Source organism: Streptomyces sp. NPDC001135 (assembly GCF_053598395.1).
Genome location: NZ_JBSFKD010000037.1, coordinates 17,474 through 33,528, shown reverse-complemented (window position 1 = coordinate 33,528; position 16,055 = coordinate 17,474). Strand labels below are relative to the sequence as shown.

Sequence of the window (16,055 nt, the reverse complement as noted above, 5' to 3'; positions counted from 1 at the left end):
ATGTCCGACCGGAGAGTCGCCGCGATCCCTGTCCAGGAGCGCGGCGAGGTCCTCCTCGACGCCCGCGTGCACGGCCTGAGGGTCGACGACCGCAAACAGGACGCTGCGGGCGCCTGGGCCCACGTCCGCCAGGGCGTGCTCACCCGGCTCCAACAGGCGCAGGCGCTGCTCCCCGCCGGCGTCGTGGTCAGGCTGCTGGTGCGAAGGCCGTGATGGCCTCGACAAGGTCGGCTGGGGCTTCCAGCGGGATCAGGTGACCGGTGTGCGGGACCACCACGAAGTCGGCCTGGGAGAGGTAGGGCACCAGGTTGCCGCGGAGCACGTCGACGGGTTCGACCTGATCGTTCTCTCCGGCGACGACGAGAGCGGGAACGCTGACCATGCGCGTGTGCTCGGTGATGTCCTGCGCGATGCCGCGCAGCGGCCACTCAGTGCGGGCGGCGTCGGTGACGGTCCGCGAATCGGTCACAATCTGTGCCTTGACCGATGCGGGCAGCTCGGTGGCGGTGAGGATGTGGTCCCGTGCCCCGGTTACGGAATCGGCGGAGTCGTAAGCGTGCGACAGGGCTTCCTGGTACTCGGGGGTGATCTGTGCGGCGGGCTTCGCCGGGCCGGAGCCGACGAGGACGATGCCACGCAGGCCGGCGGGCCGGGTGGCCGCGATCAGCTGTGCGACCTTGCCCCCCATCGAATGCCCCACCAGGACGTAGTCGGTGACCCCCGCGTCGGCGAGCACGGCGAGCGTGTCGTCGGCGAGCTGACCGAGCGTGTAGGGGCCGGGCAGCGCGCTCGACCGGCTCCACCCGCGGAAGTCGACCGTGAGCACGTCACGGCCCGCGAGGCGGTCGACGACGAGGTCCCAGGTACGGGCGGAACCACCCCAGTAGTGCAGGAACACCAGGGTCGGTCCGGTCCCCGGCCGGTGGTCGTAAACGGGCAGAAGCGTCTGCTGCGTCATGCTCATGGTGGCTCTTCGTCCAATCAGTGTTCTGAGCGACTGTCCTGTGAGTTCATTGAAACTTCTGCACCCGGACGGGGCATCGGCGTGACTGGTCGCCCGATGGTGAAAACTGGACACGTGACCGTGATTCGGCAGATGACCTACCAGCCCGCAGGGCGCCGCGCCGCCGCGGTCGAGACCATGACGTTCGACCGCCTTCGCGAGCTGAACGACGGCGGCACCCAGCGCGCCGACTTCCACGTCCTCGCCGTCATCGACGCCGGACACGGCTCGGTCACGGTGGACTTCCTCCACCACCCGCTCACAGAGCGGTCCGCGGTGTGGATTCCACCCGGAGCGGTGCACCGGTGGGACGACATCGGCGATGTGGCGGGGCACCTCGTATTGTTCGTGCCGACAGCGCCGGTCACCCACGCCACCCGGCAGCTTGTCGCCTCCCCGGACCTGGCCGCGCACTGGAGCATCCCCGACGCCGACTGGCTGTTCGTCGACACCGCGCGCGACCATCTCCTCCTCGAAGCATCCGCCGCACCCGAGGACTTCTCCACGGAGCTACCCGAAATCCTGCTTTCCGCGCTCATCGCCCGGCTGCGGCCCCCGCACGCCGAAGCACGGTTCACACATCCGGTGTTCCGGTTGTTCCGCTCCAGCGTCGAGACGCACTTCCGTAACCACCACGACGCCAGCTACTACGCCCGTGCTCTGGGATACGCGCCCCGCACCCTCTCACGAGCGGTGCAGCAGGCCACAGGCCGCACCGCGAAGGCATACATCGTCGACCGGATCATCCTGGAAGCCAAACGGCTCCTCGCGCACGACCGCCTCACCGCAGCCCGCTGCGCCGCCACGCTCGGCTTCCCCGACGCATCCAACTTCTCGGTGTTCTTCTACAAGGCGACAGGCATGCGCCCGGGCACATGGAAGACGACGGTAGCCGTCGAGTGAGGCGGTGCACTCAAGCAAGGCACTCACATCCATCATCACGGAGTGTCACAACCATGATCGCCGGAACTCCGTACTCGCCTCGCTGCACTCGCCGACCGTGCCCTGCGCCGCCAGCAGTGGCTATTGCGGCTGGCCCGCTTCCCGCGGCAAAAACGCCTGGAGCACTTCGACTTCGACAAGAACCCGAACGTCACCCCCGAGGTCGTCGCCGACCTGAAGTCCCCGGCCTGGGTCCGCGACGGCCGTCCACTGGTGCTGATCGGCGACAGCGGCACAGGCAAGTCCCTCCTGCTCATCGGGATCGGCACCGCGATCGCCGAGCCCGGCATGTCCGTCCGCTACACCACCACCAGCGCGTTGGTCAACCAGCTCGCCGAGGCCGACGCCGGCCGCCGACTCTCCTCCGTGATCAACCATTACAGCAAGGTCGAGCTCCTGTGTCTCGATGAATTCGGCTACCTCAGCCTGGACCGCAAATGGCGATTGGCGACAGGGTTTGATGACGCGCTCCCCTGTCCTCACCCGCCTCGTGAGGAGACGCCAGAATTCGCCGCCAGATCGACGCCATTCCACGAGTCAAGTGACAGCCCACAGGTTCGTCCCCCCTTCTATGGTGAGGGTCAGGTGCTGCCTTACCGCGGAGGAGTGGACAGCATGACGAACACGGACGAACGTGCGACGCGGGTTCGCGTGGTGCGCCGCCGACTCACGCAGGAGGGGCCGCCGCGGACGCGAGACCAAGAGGGAGACTTCGAGACCGTCACGGTGCCCGAGAAGCACTGCGACCAACTGCGCGATCTGATGGTCTCCGAGGGGGCCGAGAAGGTTGTCGAGGTCGGTCTCGCCTACGCCAGCTCTGCGCTCGCCATCGGTGAGGCACTGACAACCGTCAACCGTCCGTTCCCCCGGCACGTCATCATCGACCCGTTTCAAGAACGCGAGTACTCCAATGCCGGCTGGGATCTGCTGTGCTCCGCGGGGCTGGACTCGATCGCTACGCTCATGCTCACTCCTTCGTCGATCGCGCTCCCCCAGCTCCTCACCGAAGGCTTCGTCGCCGACGCGGCATTCGTGGATGGCAGTCACCGGTTCCACGAAGTCTTCGTCGATCTCTACTTCTTGCGCAAGATCGTCCGACCCGGTGGCCTGATCGTCATCGACGACGACTGGTGGCCCTCCGTGCACACGGCAGTGCAGTACTACGAGCGGAACCTGGGATGGACGGTGATCCCCGACGCCTTCCCTGGCGAGACCATCAGCGTCGGACCTCAGGGCAACCAAGAGGCCCGGTGCAAGGCTTATCGCCTGCCTGACCCCTCGTTCGAGCCTTCCTTTGAGGACTTCCGCGCGTTTTGACCCCAAACCGGGGACTGGACCGACCGGGCGGGCTCCTGGCCGCGTCTTGTCAGGGAGGCAGCCAGGGGCCAGCAGTCACAAGCTATCGACACTTCACCGGCGGTATCACCGAACACCCCGCCCTGGCTGGGAGGGTCACCTGTTGAGTAGCTCCCAATCCCGCTGAAACGGCGCCCATTCTCACCGAAAACCGCGAAGCACGGTCGAGTACATCCACGTCACGAAGGGTCTAACCCTGGCGCCGACTCCCACCGAAGACGTGGAGCCCCTAAGACCCGACTAAATCAACGGGAGGAAGCCAGCAGGTGCATGTCGCCACGGTGCAGGCCCAGCACCTCACCGATCCGCAGCCCCGTACACGCCAGCAGCCCGACCAGGAATCAGTCCTGGGCACTGGGGGCGAGAGCGATCATGCGGCGGATCTGCTCACCGCTGAGGTCCTCATAGCCGGGCTCGGTGACCTGGAAACGGAACGCGGCCGCCTGCGCCTGGCGCCGCTGGCTCGCCTCGCCGGTGTCGAAGCCGGGCGGGGTGAAGCGCAGCAACTTCGGCTGGGACAGCAGCCCGGCTGTGTCGGCCGGCATCCAGCCGTGCGCAACACCGAACCGCAGGAACTCCCCCACCACCGTCATGATGGCATTCGCCGTTGTTCCCCGGGAAGCACGCATCATCGGTGCCCTGGTCAGGCTCTATGCCGTCCCCGTCTCCCGCATCGTCCAACTGACCACCGCCCGTTTCCGCCGTGACCAGACCGGCGCCTACCTCACCCTCGACCGCCACCCCGTGCTCCTGCCGCCGAAGCTGGCCCTCCTTATCGAGGAAGAGATCGCCCAGCCCGTGACCGACTCACGGATGCGCCAGCAGTTCGGCAACGACACCAGCTACCTCTTCCCGGGCAAGGCACCGGGCAGGCCACGGAACGTGGTCGGCACCCACAACCTCCTGAACCAGTGCGGGCTGCCCGTCCTCTCCGCCCGCAACACCGCCATGATCGAAGCGGTCACCAGCCTTCCGCCCATCGTGGTCGCCGACCTCTTCGAATGCATCCCAGCACGGCCCAGAGCGGACTATGCCAAAGGTGACTGGAGCACCTACTTCGCAGCCCGCATGGCCACCAAATAGTGGGCTGCTTGCTGCCTTCTGCAGTCAGGGGTTCCTCAGGGTCGATCTCAGGGGCAGTCCGGAGGTGGGGGTGCCGCATGCGGCCCTAACGTGCATGTGGCGGAAGAGCAATGCCCCACGGAGAAGGCGAGCGAGTGTTCCGGAACAAGGCTTTCAAAGCATCGCGATCACCCGGCCAGGCATTGGCCTCGGACATATCCGGGGGCGGTGCCGCGAGCGTTCGCGAGGTCGTCACCCTGACCACTCTGCACAAGACATACGGCAGCCCCGATCACCGCATCACTGCCCTGGCCGGGGTCAGCCTGTCCTTCCTCACTGGAACGTTCACCGCGATCATGGGTCCTTCGGGCTCGGGCAAGTCGACGCTGCTGCAATGCGCGGCAGGTCTCGACCGGGTCGACACGGGCCAGGTCCTGCTCGACGGGGCGCCGCTGCACAGGCTTTCCGAGCGCGCGCTGACCGAGCTGCGGCGTGAGCAGATGGGGTTCATCTTCCAGTCCTTCAACCTGATTCCGGCGCTGACCGCTCGGCAGAACGTGGAGCTGCCGCTGCGGCTGGCCGGGCGGGAGATTGACGCGGTGGCCATCGACCGGGGACTCGCCGAGGTGGGTCTTGCCGAGCGTGGCGGACACCGGCCTGCCGAGCTCTCCGGTGGCCAGCAGCAGCGGGTCGCCATCGCCCGCGCCCTGGTGACCAGACCCAAGGTGATCTTTGCGGACGAGCCGACCGGCGCGCTGGACTCACGCACCGCGCGCGATGTCCTGGAGTTGCTGCGCGGCGTGGTGGACGAGCACGGGCAGACGGTCGTCATGGTGACGCACGACCCGGTGGCCGCCTCGTATGCGCAGCGCGTGGTCTTCCTCGCAGACGGCCGGGTGACCGGTGAGCTGGCCGAGCCGACGGCCGAGTCCGTTGCCCTGCGGATGGCCCAGCTGGAGCCGGGCGAGAGCGGGACGAAGCCGTGCTGAAGATCGCCGCAGTCACCCTGCGCCACCGTCTGATGGGCTTCGTGGGCGCCTTCGTCGCCCTCGCCCTCGGTACGACGATGATCGGCATGATGACGCTGACTCTGGCGGCGACCTTCGGCACGCCTCACCCGGGCTCGCAGCGTTTCAAGGAAGCCTCGGCCGTGGTTGCACCGTTGGGCTTCGACGGGAACCCGATGAAGGCGCCCGCGATTCTCCCGGCGGACCTCGTCGCTAAGGTGGCCGCGGCCGGGCATGTCACGGCGGACCGCAGTTTCCCTGCGCGGCTCGCCTCCGGGCCCTCGGACACGACAGGCCACCCCTGGTCCTCGGCCCGTTATGCGGGCTACCGCCTGGTGGCCGGGCGGGTGCCCAGCGGCACGGGCGAGATCGCCGTGGGCGGTGGCAGCAAGGCACTGATTGGACATCAGACCGAGGTGGCGACGCGCGACGGCGTGCGCCGCTACCGGGTGGTGGGCGTCACCGGCGCGCTCTGGTTCGAGAACGCGGTCTTCTTCAACGACGCGGAGGCGGAGCGGCTGTCCCCGGGCGTCAACGCGCTCGTCACCGACCAGGACGCGGGCCGGCTCTCCTCGCTCGTGGGCGGCCGGGCCGTGGTCCTCACCGGCGAGGACCTGACGCGGATCGACCCTGATGACACCGGCGGGTCCGCGGCACTGGCCAACGCCCAGGCCATGGCGGGCAGCACGACCGGACTCGCCGTGTGCGTCGCCGTGTTCGTCGTCGTCGCGACCTTCGCCTTCGCCACCGAGCAGCGCCGCCGCGAACTGGCGCTGCTGCGGCTGGTGGGCGCCGCGCCCCGGCAGGTGCGGCGCATGGTGCTCGGCGAGGCCCTGCTGATCGGCCTGGCCGCGGCGATCACCGGATGCGTACTCGCGCCGCTCGGGACCGTACCGCTGCGCTCTTGGATGCTGGACCACGATGTGGCCCCGTCATGGTTCACCATCCCCTTCAACGTCGTGCCCTTGCTGATCTCCTTCGTCATCGGTGTGGCCGCGGCGCTGGCCGGCTCGGCCGCGACCCTGCTGCGCGTCTCGCTGATCCGGCCCATCGAGGTGCTGCGCGAGAGCGCCGTGGAACGCCGCGGTATGACGCCGATCCGCTGGCTGCTGGGGATCGGCATGCTGGCGGGTGCGGTCGTCGCGGGCATCGAGATCGCCCGGACCACGCCGTATCTGGCGGCCACCGTACGCAAGTACGAGGCGGTCCCGGTTCTCTACGTCGGTGCGGTCACCCTGCTCTCCCCGGTCCTGCTGCCTCCGGTCACCAGGCTGCTGATCCGTCCGCTGCGCCGCTCGGCGAAGGCCGGCCCGCTGCTGGTGCGCGAGAACCTCCTCGCCTCCCGGCGCCGCACAGCCGCCACCGTGGCGCCGATCGTGGTGGCCGTCGGTCTGGTAGGCACGCTGCTGACCATGCAGAAGTCCGGCGACGCCGCGGTAATCGCTCGGCAGCGGCAGGAGATCCACGCGTCGGCCGTCGTGGTGCCCGGCAGCGATCTCGGGCTCGACGCGAGGACCCTGGACCGGCTCCGGGCCGTGCCCGGCGTCCGGGTCACCCCGGTGGCCGCCATGAACGTCCGGATCGGTACGGCCCACGGCGAGCAGATCGACTCGCTGACGACGAACGCGGTGCCCAGGAAGGCGATGGGCGACACCATCCGGCCACCCGTGATCTCCGGCTCTCTCACCTCGCTGCCCGAGAACTTCCTGGTCATCGACGAGCACGCGGCCGAATCCGACGACCTGTCGGTGGGGCAGCACGTTGTCGCCCTGCTGCCGACCGGCCGCCGGGTCCCGACCGTCATCGCCGCCGTCGTCGCGCGCGGCCTGCACGGGGACGACACCTACGTCCCTTCCGCGCTGGCCGACACATTGACGACTAGTCAGGTCTACCTCGACTCCGCGGTCGGCACCAGCAGGAAACTCGACGCGCAGCAGACGGCCGCGGTGAACCGGGCACTGGCGGACTCAGGAGCCCACGTCATGACATACGACGCATACCTCAAGGCCCAGCGTTCGCACGCCGCGCGGCAGACGAACAACGCCGCGGTGGTGATCCTGGGGATCGCGCTGGCGTACGCCCTGATCGCGGTCGCCAACACGCTGATCATGGCGATGGCCGGACGGCGGCGCGAGTTCGCCCTGCTCGCACTCGCCGGCACCGCGCGCGGACAGATCATGAGGGTCGCCGCGGCCGAGTCCGCCGTGGCGGTGGTCGTCGGCACAGTCCTCGCCACCGTGGCGACCGTACTGGCCGCGGTGACCCAGCATGCCTCGCTAAGCAGGCTCATGACGGCGGCTCCGACGGTGATCCCATGGACCCAGATAGGGGGGACCGTCGCGATCTGCGCCCTCGTCGCCCTGGCCACCGCGTCAGCCGCGACCTGGAGTGCAAGCCGTCGGCCTGCCATTGAGGCCGTAGACATCCGTGAATAGCACACCCTCGGAATACTGCCCCTCCACCAGTTGGACGGCGGAGTGGAGGCGGCGGAGTACCGGGGGTGGGTTCGCGCGCCTGACCGTGTGCGGCCGGTCGACGGTGTCGACTACGACCAGGTCGCCACCGAGCGGCTGGAGCCGTCGCGCCAGTCGGCGGTCCGCGAGGTGCTCGGGGAGCGCCGGCCTTCGGGGGGCTGGCGAAGGTGCGTGAGGGGCGGGGCCCGGCCCGGGGCGTGCTGCACGCGCCGGACTGCGAAGAAGCTCCGCAGGGCGCACCGCTGCTCGATGTGGAGCACGCGCTGAACGTCGCGGGGAACCCGGGGACGCGGCTGTGCACGCTGTGCGGGTGCGCTCAGGAGCTGACGCCGATGCTGAGCGGGTTCGATCACATCACCGACTCCTGACCTGCCGTGGTCGGGTCTGTGGTCGGGGCGACCGGTGCCGTGGTCGGGCCTGTGGTCAGGGTGTGTCGCCGGAGTAGTAGAAGCGGCAGCTCACACCCGGGCCGGGCTGCGGGGTTCGCCGGGGCGCGGGTCGTACAGGGCGCGACCGCCGGGCCACCGTGACAGCTCGGTGGACAGGGCCACGCCGTCGTCGACTTCCTCGGTGCGCCAGCCGTGGATGTCCAGCAGCAGGCCGTCCAGCGGCCCGCCGACCAGCTCGGCGTAGGTCCGGTGTGGGAGCGGGCCGGGATTGGGGTCGTCATGCTCCGCGCCGTAGACCCGGCCGTTCAGCAGCTGCTCATCGCCATTCATCTGATCAGCGTTGCAGCCGCCACCGACAACGCGGGCTTGCCCAGGGCTGCCTTGGGCTTGCCCGCGCGGTCGGTCGCCGCGGCTTGCCCGGGTCAGGTGCGGAAGCGGGAGAACCAGCCGCCAGCCTTCTGCGCGGCGGCCTGTTCCTCTGCCTCCTGGCGCAGGCGCTCCTGCTCCTGGCGCTCGCGTTCGTCGGCTTCCGCCTGCTACTCGGCTGCGACGGCCCGATCCTGGCAGTCCTCGCACAGGTGCGGGTGCGACTGGCGCTTGCTCCAGTCCCGGGTGTAGCCGATCGCCTCCCACCTAGCGTCGGTGAACTTCTGCCCGCAGTCCTTGCACACCGGCCGCCGCGCCTCCCGCTGCGGGGCTTCCCGCTCTGCACGGCGCCGCTCCTCTTCCCTGGCGGCCTGGCGGCGGCGGGCGAGGTAGGCGTCCCGGCGGGCGTTGCCGATCGCGTCCAGCAGCGGCTGGCGGTGGTCGCGGCCGAAGCGCCAGAAGGCGGGCCCGGCCGGGCCGTGTTCGCGCAGCTCCTCCAGCGTGGTCGCCACCATCGGGATGCAGCAGTCGTAGGAGTGATAGCCGCCCTCGGGATGCCACCGCCCCTGCCAGTGGTGGGGGTGAGGTCGGCGACCCTGGCCATCTGGCTCTTGGCGGAGCGCTGGCCCGCCTGGTGGAAGACGAGCAGGACCGGAGGGTGCACCCGCTCGTACTCATCAGAGGCGGGCGCGGACCAGCGGGTGCGCCACAGCGGCTTCTCGATGCCGTCGGTGTCCTTCTCCTGCCGCTGGAAGAACCGGGCGTACTTGTCGAACTTCTGGGCGATGAAGACGGCTCTCTCGGTGCAGTTGTCGGCCTCGATGAACAGCAGCGGCACACCGGCCTCCGGGGCGGTCAGGACGACGTCGGCGCGGGCGCTGCTGATCGCGGGGTTCTTCCAGGTGCCTTTCACCGGGAGCGCGACCTCGGTGGCGTAGGGGGCGAGGGTGCCGATCCCGTCGGGTGCGTCGACGGCGGGCCTGCGCGGCCGCGACCGCTTCGGTCGGCTCCCCCGCGTCCAGGTCGCGGTCCAGGTCGATCGCGGCGGCGGCCAGACCGTCCTTCGTGAGCAGCCGGGTCTCCTCCCCGCCCCGCGTCCGGCCGCCGTCGAGGGCCATGCCGTGGCGCCGCAGGTCGTTCACCGCAGCCCGGTGGCAAGCGGTCCGGGCTTCCTTCCGCTTCGCTGGGGTCGGCTTGGTCGTGTGCCGGTAGGTCAGGTGCGGCGAGGACAGCCGCTGGATCTGGTCGGCTGTGGCGACCTTGAACACCCCGAGGACGCGCAGCGCATCCGCGCGCAGGTCGTTGCTCGATCCCGCCTCGTTCTCCTTGCGCTTGCCCGCCATCAGGCTCGCCCTCCCGTCGTCCGCGACCGGCCAGCGGCCGGGCGCCGGCCCCCGGCCGTGGAGGGGGCCGGGCCCCCGGACCCGATGATCTGGCGGCCTGTCCGCAGGAGTGGCCTGCGGGACCGGTGGGACTTCACCGGCGCGGGGTCGCGGCTGGGATCGTCGAGGCTGATGATGATCTCGTCGAGCAGGTTCTCGTCGAGCAGTTCCTTGCCGCTGCCCATCGCTTCTTGGCAGCCGTCCTCGATGAGCCGTTCGAGCAGGCTGATGACACCGTCGGTGCGGCGGAAGAGGTACTCGGGCATCGTGCCCGCGGTGAGCATGTCCGCTGGCGCCTCCAGCAGCCGCAAGTTCTCCTGGATGCCGCGCAGATGGTGGTGGAAGGCCGTGATGTCATCGGAGGTGGTGTAGCGGAAGTGGTCGAGTTCGACGAGGTCGAAGCGACGTTCGGTCTGGGTGACTTCCAGACCGTGGATGCGGGTGTGGTCGGTCGGCGGGAAACGCCACTGGCCGCTTTGGACATCGCGTTTTGCCTCGCGCAGGAGACCGGAGCCGGGGATGTCGGCGCCAACCAGGATGAGCGTGACGTTCATGCTCATGAAGGCCCGGATCAGGTCGAGGGTGTCCTGGTCGTCGGCCCGGTGCATGCGGAGCCGGGTGACGTCGTCCAGGATCAGGGCCTTGACGCCGTGATCGTCCAGGGAACACGCGACCTGGTTGATCAGCTGGGGCAGCGTCATCCCCTTGGTGGGTGCGTCGAAGAAGTTTAGGATCGTCTGGCACGTGCTCTTCGGCTTCGCGGTGACCGGCGTTTGGATGTAGACCACCGGAGCGTGCAGATCCAGGGTTTCCTCGATGGCGGTGGGTTGAGGTAGTTGTGCATGGCCAGCCAGTCGTCCTCGAAGGCGGCGGCGACTTCGCAGACGGTCTCGGTCTTGCCCTGGTAGCCCCAGCCGGTGACCATCACCCCGGGCCAGGTCGAGGCCCTCCTCTTCAGCGCGTTGTTGCGCAGGCGGCGGTTGACCAGCTTCGACACCTTCAACGACATCGGTGTCTCCTGCAGCGGCAGGTTCACGTGCGTCGCCGAGCGGTGCATGTCGTGCAGCGACCGCCGACGTCGCCCAGAGGCTGCTGCGCGGCCTCGGTCACAGTGCCAGCCTGATCGAGAACGCCTGGAAACGGACCGCTCTGGCGGCGGTGAACGGCGGGGTGCCCCTTCAGAAGGTGGCCCGGTGGGTGGACATGCCGTAGAGGTACTCAGGGAGATGCAGACGGCGGGCGGGCAGGAGGACGGCGGCTGAGCGCGATGCGTTGAGGGCCGAGTCGGCTGTTAGCTGATACGGCACTCGTTCGCGGCAGAAACACTGAAAACAGCGGTGTGCACCGGCGGGAGCGGCTTGGCTGGCGCGGGTGACCAGCACAGGAGCAGCCCGGCCCGGGAGCCGGCAGGGCTAGCGGGCGTGGACCAGGGCAGTGGAATCGAGGCGGTGTTCCTCGACCCGGTGGGGCACCCTGTGCAGCAGCGGTGGGCGGATGCCGCCATGACCGTGGCGTTCGAGGACCTGCCGCCGGTGTCGGCGTTCCCGGCTGTGCCGGGGCGCCGCTGGGGACCGGGCCTGTGGTGGTCGGCGACCACCGGCAGGCACGTGGCCGCGGGGTCGAACGCGATGCGCGCCCAGCTGATGGTCCTGGACCGCGATGCGGACGTGACCCCCACCTCAGCGACAACTACCCGTCTCCTTACTTCCGTGGGAGTGTTCATGCTTCTATGCACAGCCAGGTGTTGCCTGTGCGGAGCCAGAGGGAACCGTCGCGACCCTGGCCGCAGCGCATGACGACTCGACCGGGCACCCGCAGCCGGCAGCGGCGGGTTACGGCCCAGGTGAGGCCGTTGAGCTCGGCACGTATGAGCTCAACGGACCGCTTGTTGTGGTCTCGGCGGGTGAATACCGACCTGTTACCGCGGACCGCGAATCCGTCCGGGGCGGGGACGGGGCTGGGGTAGCTGGCAACGTCGCCGGTGGACGGAGTGATCCGTGTCAGGAAGGTGCCACCTCTGCCATTGCCGGAGTACCAGACGAGCCATACCTGTTCATTCTCGGTCGCGGCGGTGCAGCCTTGCAGTGGGTGGTCGGGCAGTCGGCCCTTGGGAGTCCAGGAGATCTGGCCTTGGGTGTTCCAGCCCGCGAGGCCCGCTGCTGACTCGGGGTGGCCGCCGTAAATGCCCTCGTCGCCGTAAGCCGTCCAGATGCCTCCGTCGACGTCGGTGACCAGAGCGGGAATGTCATCACCGACGCAGAACTCGGCCTCAGGTGTACCTGATGGGGAGAACATCACGGCGTTGGGCGCCCAGGGGCCCTCGGTCTCGTTCCGGAACGTACGGCCGCTCACCAGCAGGAATCGGGAATCCGGGAGCAGGGCCAAGTGACCGGGCCGGATCCGAATGTCCTTCACCAGGATGCGCCGCTCTTCCTGTCCCGTGATGGTGACCAGCTCACCCGTGAACGGGACTTTGGGCCGCCACCCGATCCACCCCTTGATGTAGCGGGTGTGATCGAGGTATCGCCGGTGGACCAGCAGGACCGCAAGCTCCCCGGCGGGCCCGACGCTCCACCAAAGGGCTCGGTGTCCCCGCACGGCGTCAGCAGTGGGAAGCCGCCACACGTGGTGTAGCGCGGCATCGGAACCAGCAGTCGTGGGGCGGAAATTCATGAGCAGTCGCCTCTAGGACTCCGGGAGCCAAGCAGCCCGAAGAGCCCTACCCTACCGGCTGGTGGCGTTCGGGAGCGCTGCGATGCGGGACCAGTTGATGCTGCTGGACCGGGATCCTCAGGTGGTGGGTCTGGCGTGCCGGCCGCTGGAGTTCGTGCGGCGGGACGGAGAGCGGCTGATCTGCGCGCCGCGCCCGAAGGGCCGAACACCCCCGCATCGGGGGGGAGGACGCGGACAACTCTGTCACGCTGCCGGGTGCCGACGGAACACCCGCGCGTCGGCGGGGAGGACCACCTCCCGACCGTCACCCAGTCCCCGCGACCCGGTTGTCAGTGATGGCGGATACGGTCGTGTGCATGAGCATGTCGTTGAGCGTGTACCTGTTGGATGTGGCGGCCACCCGGGCGCTGGTGGGCTCTCGGGATGATCAGCTATTGAATGTGATCCGGGATGAGTTCGGGGACGACCTGGAACGTGATGACCAGTGGTTCGCCGACGAGATCGCCGACGGGGCGCCGACTTCGTACGAAGCGCTGCGAGCGGTGGTGTCCGGAGGCCCGTTCCCTCAGGACCGATCTTCGGGAAGTTTCCAGTACGGCTATGCGTACAAGCGACTGTGTTCGTTGACCGGGTCGCACCTGAACAACAGTTCGTTCAGCCCCTATCGCGCGGGGTGGCTGGAGGCTGTGGATGACGGCCTGAAGGCCCTGGAGGTCACGGCTGTGTCGGTCGCGGACTTCGGAATGCCGATGGGGATGCCTGATGGGCTGCCGTGGTCGGACTTTCCGGGCTGCGGGCAATGGACGCACGGGCAGTGCGTTGCGGCACTGGAGCAGTTCCAGGCGGCTGACCGCGCTGGCCTGGAACCATCGCTCGAACCCGAGGTGGAAAGCGCACTGTCCGACTGTGTGGACTGGATCGTGGCGGCCGCGCAGCGTCCCGGATACGGCGTGATCGGATTCCAGTCCTGACTACCAGATGAATCGCCCCGCCTCATCCGCGACGACTGTCTCGCCCTCGCCACGGGACCCTGACGGGTCACAGGTTTCCAAATTGGGAACGCACCGCGGCGGGAAAGTCGCCGGCCGCGAATCTGCCGCGCGGCGCACTGACCCCGCGACCGGCATTACGTCACCTGCCGAACCGCATTTCGTCGTTAACCCCACTCGGCAGGGGGCCGCCAGCCGTTTAGCCGGACACAGGAAAGTCCAGCCCCCTGACCGGGGCATCGTGGGGACCGGGCCTGGACCCGTGGCGGTCGGGTGCCGACCAGAAAGCAACCGGTCTCGGGGTGGTGGAGCAGCAGCACTCTCCGGGCCCCGCGCTGGTCCGGGCCGGGCCGCACGCTGGCTCCGCGCTCCAGCAGCTCAGCCCAGAGAAGCTCTGCAAAGGCGGCTGGGCTCCACGAACGCTACTCAGCCCCAGGTCTCGCCGTTGACCAGGGCAGGGCCGAAATGCCGGGTGGCGATGGACGCGAGGGGCGGAAGCGGACCGTCGTCGATCGCGAGTTTGAAGGTGTGTACCAGGCACGTGCGCACAGGGTGCACCGGTCCATGGGGTTTCCAGCCGTCGTTCGTGGACAGGGGTCGGTTCTGCGGGTGGGCCAGGGCGAAGGCAACGAGCATCGTGCGCCTGTCCTCGTACTGGAAGTAGTCGACGATCGCGCGGTTGGTGAAGTCGAGGTGGCAGAAGACGACCGCGACGTCCTCGTTCCCGTACGGGGCCCGCTCCAGGGCCGGCAGCACGTCGAGAATCGCCTCGCCACGGGCCAGCAGACGGGCTCTCTCGTGCGAGTCGCCCCACGGCGGCGGATCATCGTCCCGCAGGCCTTCGGGGGACTCCTCAGAAAGCAGGACGGTACCGATCTCAGGGTCGTCCCAGCGTGCCTGTCCACTGACGCTCCCCCAATTCAAACTCGCGTTGACACACAGCTCGCCCGCCAGCAGCGCCCAGGGCGTGCACACCACACGCTCGCGCGCCAGGTCGACCACGAGCTGACCGAACTCTCTCCGTGACAGCAGAGTCGGCTCGGCAGGCGCAATGAAGGCATCCGTCCATATCCCCATGCAACGTGGTCTACAGGCAAGACACCGACGAAGACCAACGAAAATCAGAGCGACCGGACGCCGGCCGCGACGCGGTGATGGTGCTATGTGCTGGTGTGATGCGATCTTTCTCCCGGGTATTGCCCCTGGCCACAGCGGGTTTTGGGGCCCCTGGCCGGGGCACGTCGCTGGGCGAGTCCCACAGCGCGTGAGCGCGCGAAGCGCGCGTCGCAGTGGGCGCGGAGCGGCCAGACGGGCACGCGGCGACGCGGTAGGGGGCGGTAAGCGCACCGTACCGCCGACCGGCACGGTCGGCTCACCGGGGTTGTGTCCGCCGTCGACGCTAGGCGTGCGGAGCGTGACGAAGTCACAGCGCTGGAGGTCGACGTGTCACTACGGTTCATCGACATCGACCCGAACACTGGTCAGGGTGAGAGCCCGACCGTGTGGGTCCAAGGAAGACGCCGAACGGCTGGCGGCCGACGACCTCGCCGGTGACCGCGACGCCGACGGGGAGGTTGCGCACGGTGTCGGACCAGGCGGCTACGACGCGGGCTGCGTAGTCCTTGTCGCTCCCCCGCTCGGCCCTGCCACGCCAAGTCGGTTCCCGCAAGGCGTTGACCTGCACGATCACTGCCTGCGGCCCGCCGAGTGGCATGGGAGGCGGCTACGGGCCAGGCTGGAGGCGAGTGACGGCGTCACCAGAGATCAGGCGCCGAGGACGATGGGATCACCGGCCACGTGATCGACACGGACGAGCTGACCGAGCGGAACGTGAGGTTCGCCGACGGTGGATCGTTCGTCGGCCTCAAGCTGATGCCCAGAGGCGGTCTGACGGTCATCGGATGCGTCGACCCGCGTGTCGACCCGTCCGCCGTACTCGGGCTCGAGCTCGGCGAGGCAGCGGTGATCCGCAACGTCGGAGGACGGGTCACGCCCGCGACCCTTGCGACGCTGGAGATGCTCTCGAAGGTCGTCCAGGCCCGCACGGGCGGCCCCGGCCCGCGCGACAACCACTACGCGGTGCTGCACCACACCGACTGCGGCATCACAGACCTGGCCGCGTTCCCCGGCCTGCTGACCGACTACTTCGACGTGCCAGCCACCGACCTGGCCGCCAAGGCGGTCACCGACCCGGTCGCCGCCGTCCGCGTCGACGTCGACGTGGTCAGGCAGAACCTCCGGGCCGGTGTATTCGTCTCAGGGCTCGTGTACGACGTAACCACCGGGCTCATCGACATTGTCGTCCCGCCCGCGCGGGTGGAAGCATGACACCGCGCGGCGCCTGCGGCCGGTGCGAGCGCCGTGGGCCTGCGGTTCGTACCGGGGATCTGCTTTCCCGGTCGGCCGGATCAG

At 68.9% G+C, this 16,055-nt stretch carries 16 protein-coding genes and 3 pseudogenes; 11 read left to right on the top strand and 8 right to left on the bottom strand.

Features of this window, described 5'->3' with window-relative positions:
* A complete protein-coding gene (locus tag ACWC94_RS34080; RefSeq protein ID WP_450801158.1) occupies window positions 1–213 on the top strand; it encodes a hypothetical protein in 213 nt (70 codons plus the stop codon).
* Here the strand turns inward: ACWC94_RS34080 and ACWC94_RS34075 are convergent.
* Window positions 188–964 carry an alpha/beta fold hydrolase gene (locus tag ACWC94_RS34075; RefSeq protein ID WP_450801157.1) on the bottom strand — a complete coding sequence of 259 codons (777 nt, stop codon included), beginning with the start codon at window positions 962–964 and terminating at the stop codon, window positions 188–190. The genes ACWC94_RS34080 and ACWC94_RS34075 overlap by 26 nt on opposite strands.
* A gap of 114 nt (window positions 965–1,078) precedes the next feature.
* Between ACWC94_RS34075 and ACWC94_RS34070 the strand changes: the two genes are divergently transcribed.
* From ACWC94_RS34070 to ACWC94_RS34060, 3 genes and pseudogenes are all read left to right on the top strand, one after another.
* Window positions 1,079–1,906, top strand: coding sequence for a helix-turn-helix domain-containing protein (locus ACWC94_RS34070; RefSeq protein WP_450801156.1), 828 nt, complete (start codon window positions 1,079–1,081; stop codon window positions 1,904–1,906).
* Window positions 1,907–2,005: 99 nt separating this feature from the next.
* Window positions 2,006–2,371 (top strand): annotated as a pseudogene (locus ACWC94_RS34065) (ATP-binding protein); the annotation flags it as partial.
* A gap of 189 nt (window positions 2,372–2,560) precedes the next feature.
* Window positions 2,561–3,262 (top strand): class I SAM-dependent methyltransferase, encoded by a 702-nt coding sequence (locus tag ACWC94_RS34060; RefSeq protein ID WP_450801211.1) that lies wholly within the window; start codon window positions 2,561–2,563, stop codon window positions 3,260–3,262.
* A 380-nt stretch (window positions 3,263–3,642) separates the two neighbouring features.
* Here the strand turns inward: ACWC94_RS34060 and ACWC94_RS34055 are convergent, their stop codons facing one another.
* Window positions 3,643–3,894, bottom strand: coding sequence for a hypothetical protein (locus ACWC94_RS34055; RefSeq protein ID WP_450801155.1), 252 nt, complete (start codon window positions 3,892–3,894; stop codon window positions 3,643–3,645).
* A gap of 1 nt (window position 3,895) precedes the next feature.
* Here ACWC94_RS34055 and ACWC94_RS34050 point away from each other — a divergent pair, with 1 nt between their 5' ends.
* The 4 genes and pseudogenes from ACWC94_RS34050 to ACWC94_RS34035 form a co-directional block, all read left to right on the top strand.
* Window positions 3,896–4,384, top strand: a complete 489-nt coding sequence (locus ACWC94_RS34050; protein WP_450801154.1) for a hypothetical protein — start codon at window positions 3,896–3,898, stop codon at window positions 4,382–4,384.
* 182 nt (window positions 4,385–4,566) lie between these two features.
* A complete protein-coding gene (locus ACWC94_RS34045) occupies window positions 4,567–5,352 on the top strand; it encodes an ABC transporter ATP-binding protein (RefSeq protein WP_450801153.1) in 786 nt (261 codons plus the stop codon).
* On the top strand, window positions 5,346–7,805 hold the full coding sequence (locus ACWC94_RS34040) for an FtsX-like permease family protein (RefSeq protein WP_450801152.1): 2,460 nt from the start codon (window positions 5,346–5,348) through the stop codon (window positions 7,803–7,805). The genes ACWC94_RS34045 and ACWC94_RS34040 overlap by 7 nt, the downstream gene beginning before the upstream one ends.
* A 33-nt stretch (window positions 7,806–7,838) precedes the next feature.
* Window positions 7,839–8,212 (top strand): annotated as a pseudogene (locus ACWC94_RS34035) (DUF6233 domain-containing protein); the annotation flags it as partial.
* A 55-nt stretch (window positions 8,213–8,267) separates the two neighbouring features.
* On the opposite strand, the pseudogene ACWC94_RS34030 reads toward ACWC94_RS34035, so the two are convergent.
* Window positions 8,268–8,563 (bottom strand): annotated as a pseudogene (locus ACWC94_RS34030) (hypothetical protein).
* A gap of 206 nt (window positions 8,564–8,769) precedes the next feature.
* Window positions 8,770–9,111 carry a hypothetical protein gene (locus ACWC94_RS34025; RefSeq protein ID WP_450801151.1) on the bottom strand — a complete coding sequence of 114 codons (342 nt, stop codon included), beginning with the start codon at window positions 9,109–9,111 and terminating at the stop codon, window positions 8,770–8,772.
* A 69-nt stretch (window positions 9,112–9,180) separates the two neighbouring features.
* Here ACWC94_RS34025 and ACWC94_RS34020 point away from each other — a divergent pair, with 69 nt between their 5' ends.
* Window positions 9,181–9,537: a hypothetical protein gene (locus ACWC94_RS34020; protein WP_450801150.1), complete on the top strand. Its 357-nt coding sequence runs from the start codon at window positions 9,181–9,183 to the stop codon at window positions 9,535–9,537.
* 404 nt (window positions 9,538–9,941) lie between these two features.
* Here the strand turns inward: ACWC94_RS34020 and ACWC94_RS34015 are convergent, their stop codons facing one another.
* The 3 genes from ACWC94_RS34015 to ACWC94_RS34005 all read right to left on the bottom strand — a co-directional run bounded on the left by ACWC94_RS34015 (window position 9,942) and on the right by ACWC94_RS34005 (window position 12,654).
* On the bottom strand, window positions 9,942–10,769 hold the full coding sequence (locus ACWC94_RS34015; protein ID WP_450801149.1) for a hypothetical protein: 828 nt from the start codon (window positions 10,767–10,769) through the stop codon (window positions 9,942–9,944).
* Complete coding sequence (locus ACWC94_RS34010) at window positions 10,709–10,990, bottom strand: hypothetical protein (RefSeq protein WP_450801148.1); 282 nt, start codon at window positions 10,988–10,990, stop codon at window positions 10,709–10,711. Before ACWC94_RS34010 ends, ACWC94_RS34015 begins: the two co-directional genes overlap by 61 nt.
* 710 nt (window positions 10,991–11,700) lie before the next feature.
* Window positions 11,701–12,654, bottom strand: a complete 954-nt coding sequence (locus ACWC94_RS34005) for a hypothetical protein (protein WP_450801147.1) — start codon at window positions 12,652–12,654, stop codon at window positions 11,701–11,703.
* 356 nt (window positions 12,655–13,010) lie between these two features.
* Here ACWC94_RS34005 and ACWC94_RS34000 point away from each other — a divergent pair, with 356 nt between their 5' ends.
* Entirely contained in the window at window positions 13,011–13,625 is a 615-nt protein-coding gene (locus ACWC94_RS34000) for a DUF7691 family protein (RefSeq protein ID WP_450801146.1), read from the top strand.
* 444 nt (window positions 13,626–14,069) lie between these two features.
* On the opposite strand, the gene ACWC94_RS33995 is transcribed toward ACWC94_RS34000, so the two are convergent.
* Window positions 14,070–14,645 carry a hypothetical protein gene (locus tag ACWC94_RS33995; RefSeq protein WP_450801145.1) on the bottom strand — a complete coding sequence of 192 codons (576 nt, stop codon included), beginning with the start codon at window positions 14,643–14,645 and terminating at the stop codon, window positions 14,070–14,072.
* A gap of 795 nt (window positions 14,646–15,440) precedes the next feature.
* On the opposite strand from ACWC94_RS33995, the gene ACWC94_RS33990 reads away from it, so the two are divergent.
* The gene (locus ACWC94_RS33990; RefSeq protein WP_450801144.1) at window positions 15,441–15,971 is read left to right on the top strand and encodes a carbonic anhydrase; all 531 of its coding nucleotides are present in this window, start codon (window positions 15,441–15,443) and stop codon (window positions 15,969–15,971) included.
* The last annotated feature ends 84 nt before the right edge of the window (window positions 15,972–16,055 follow it).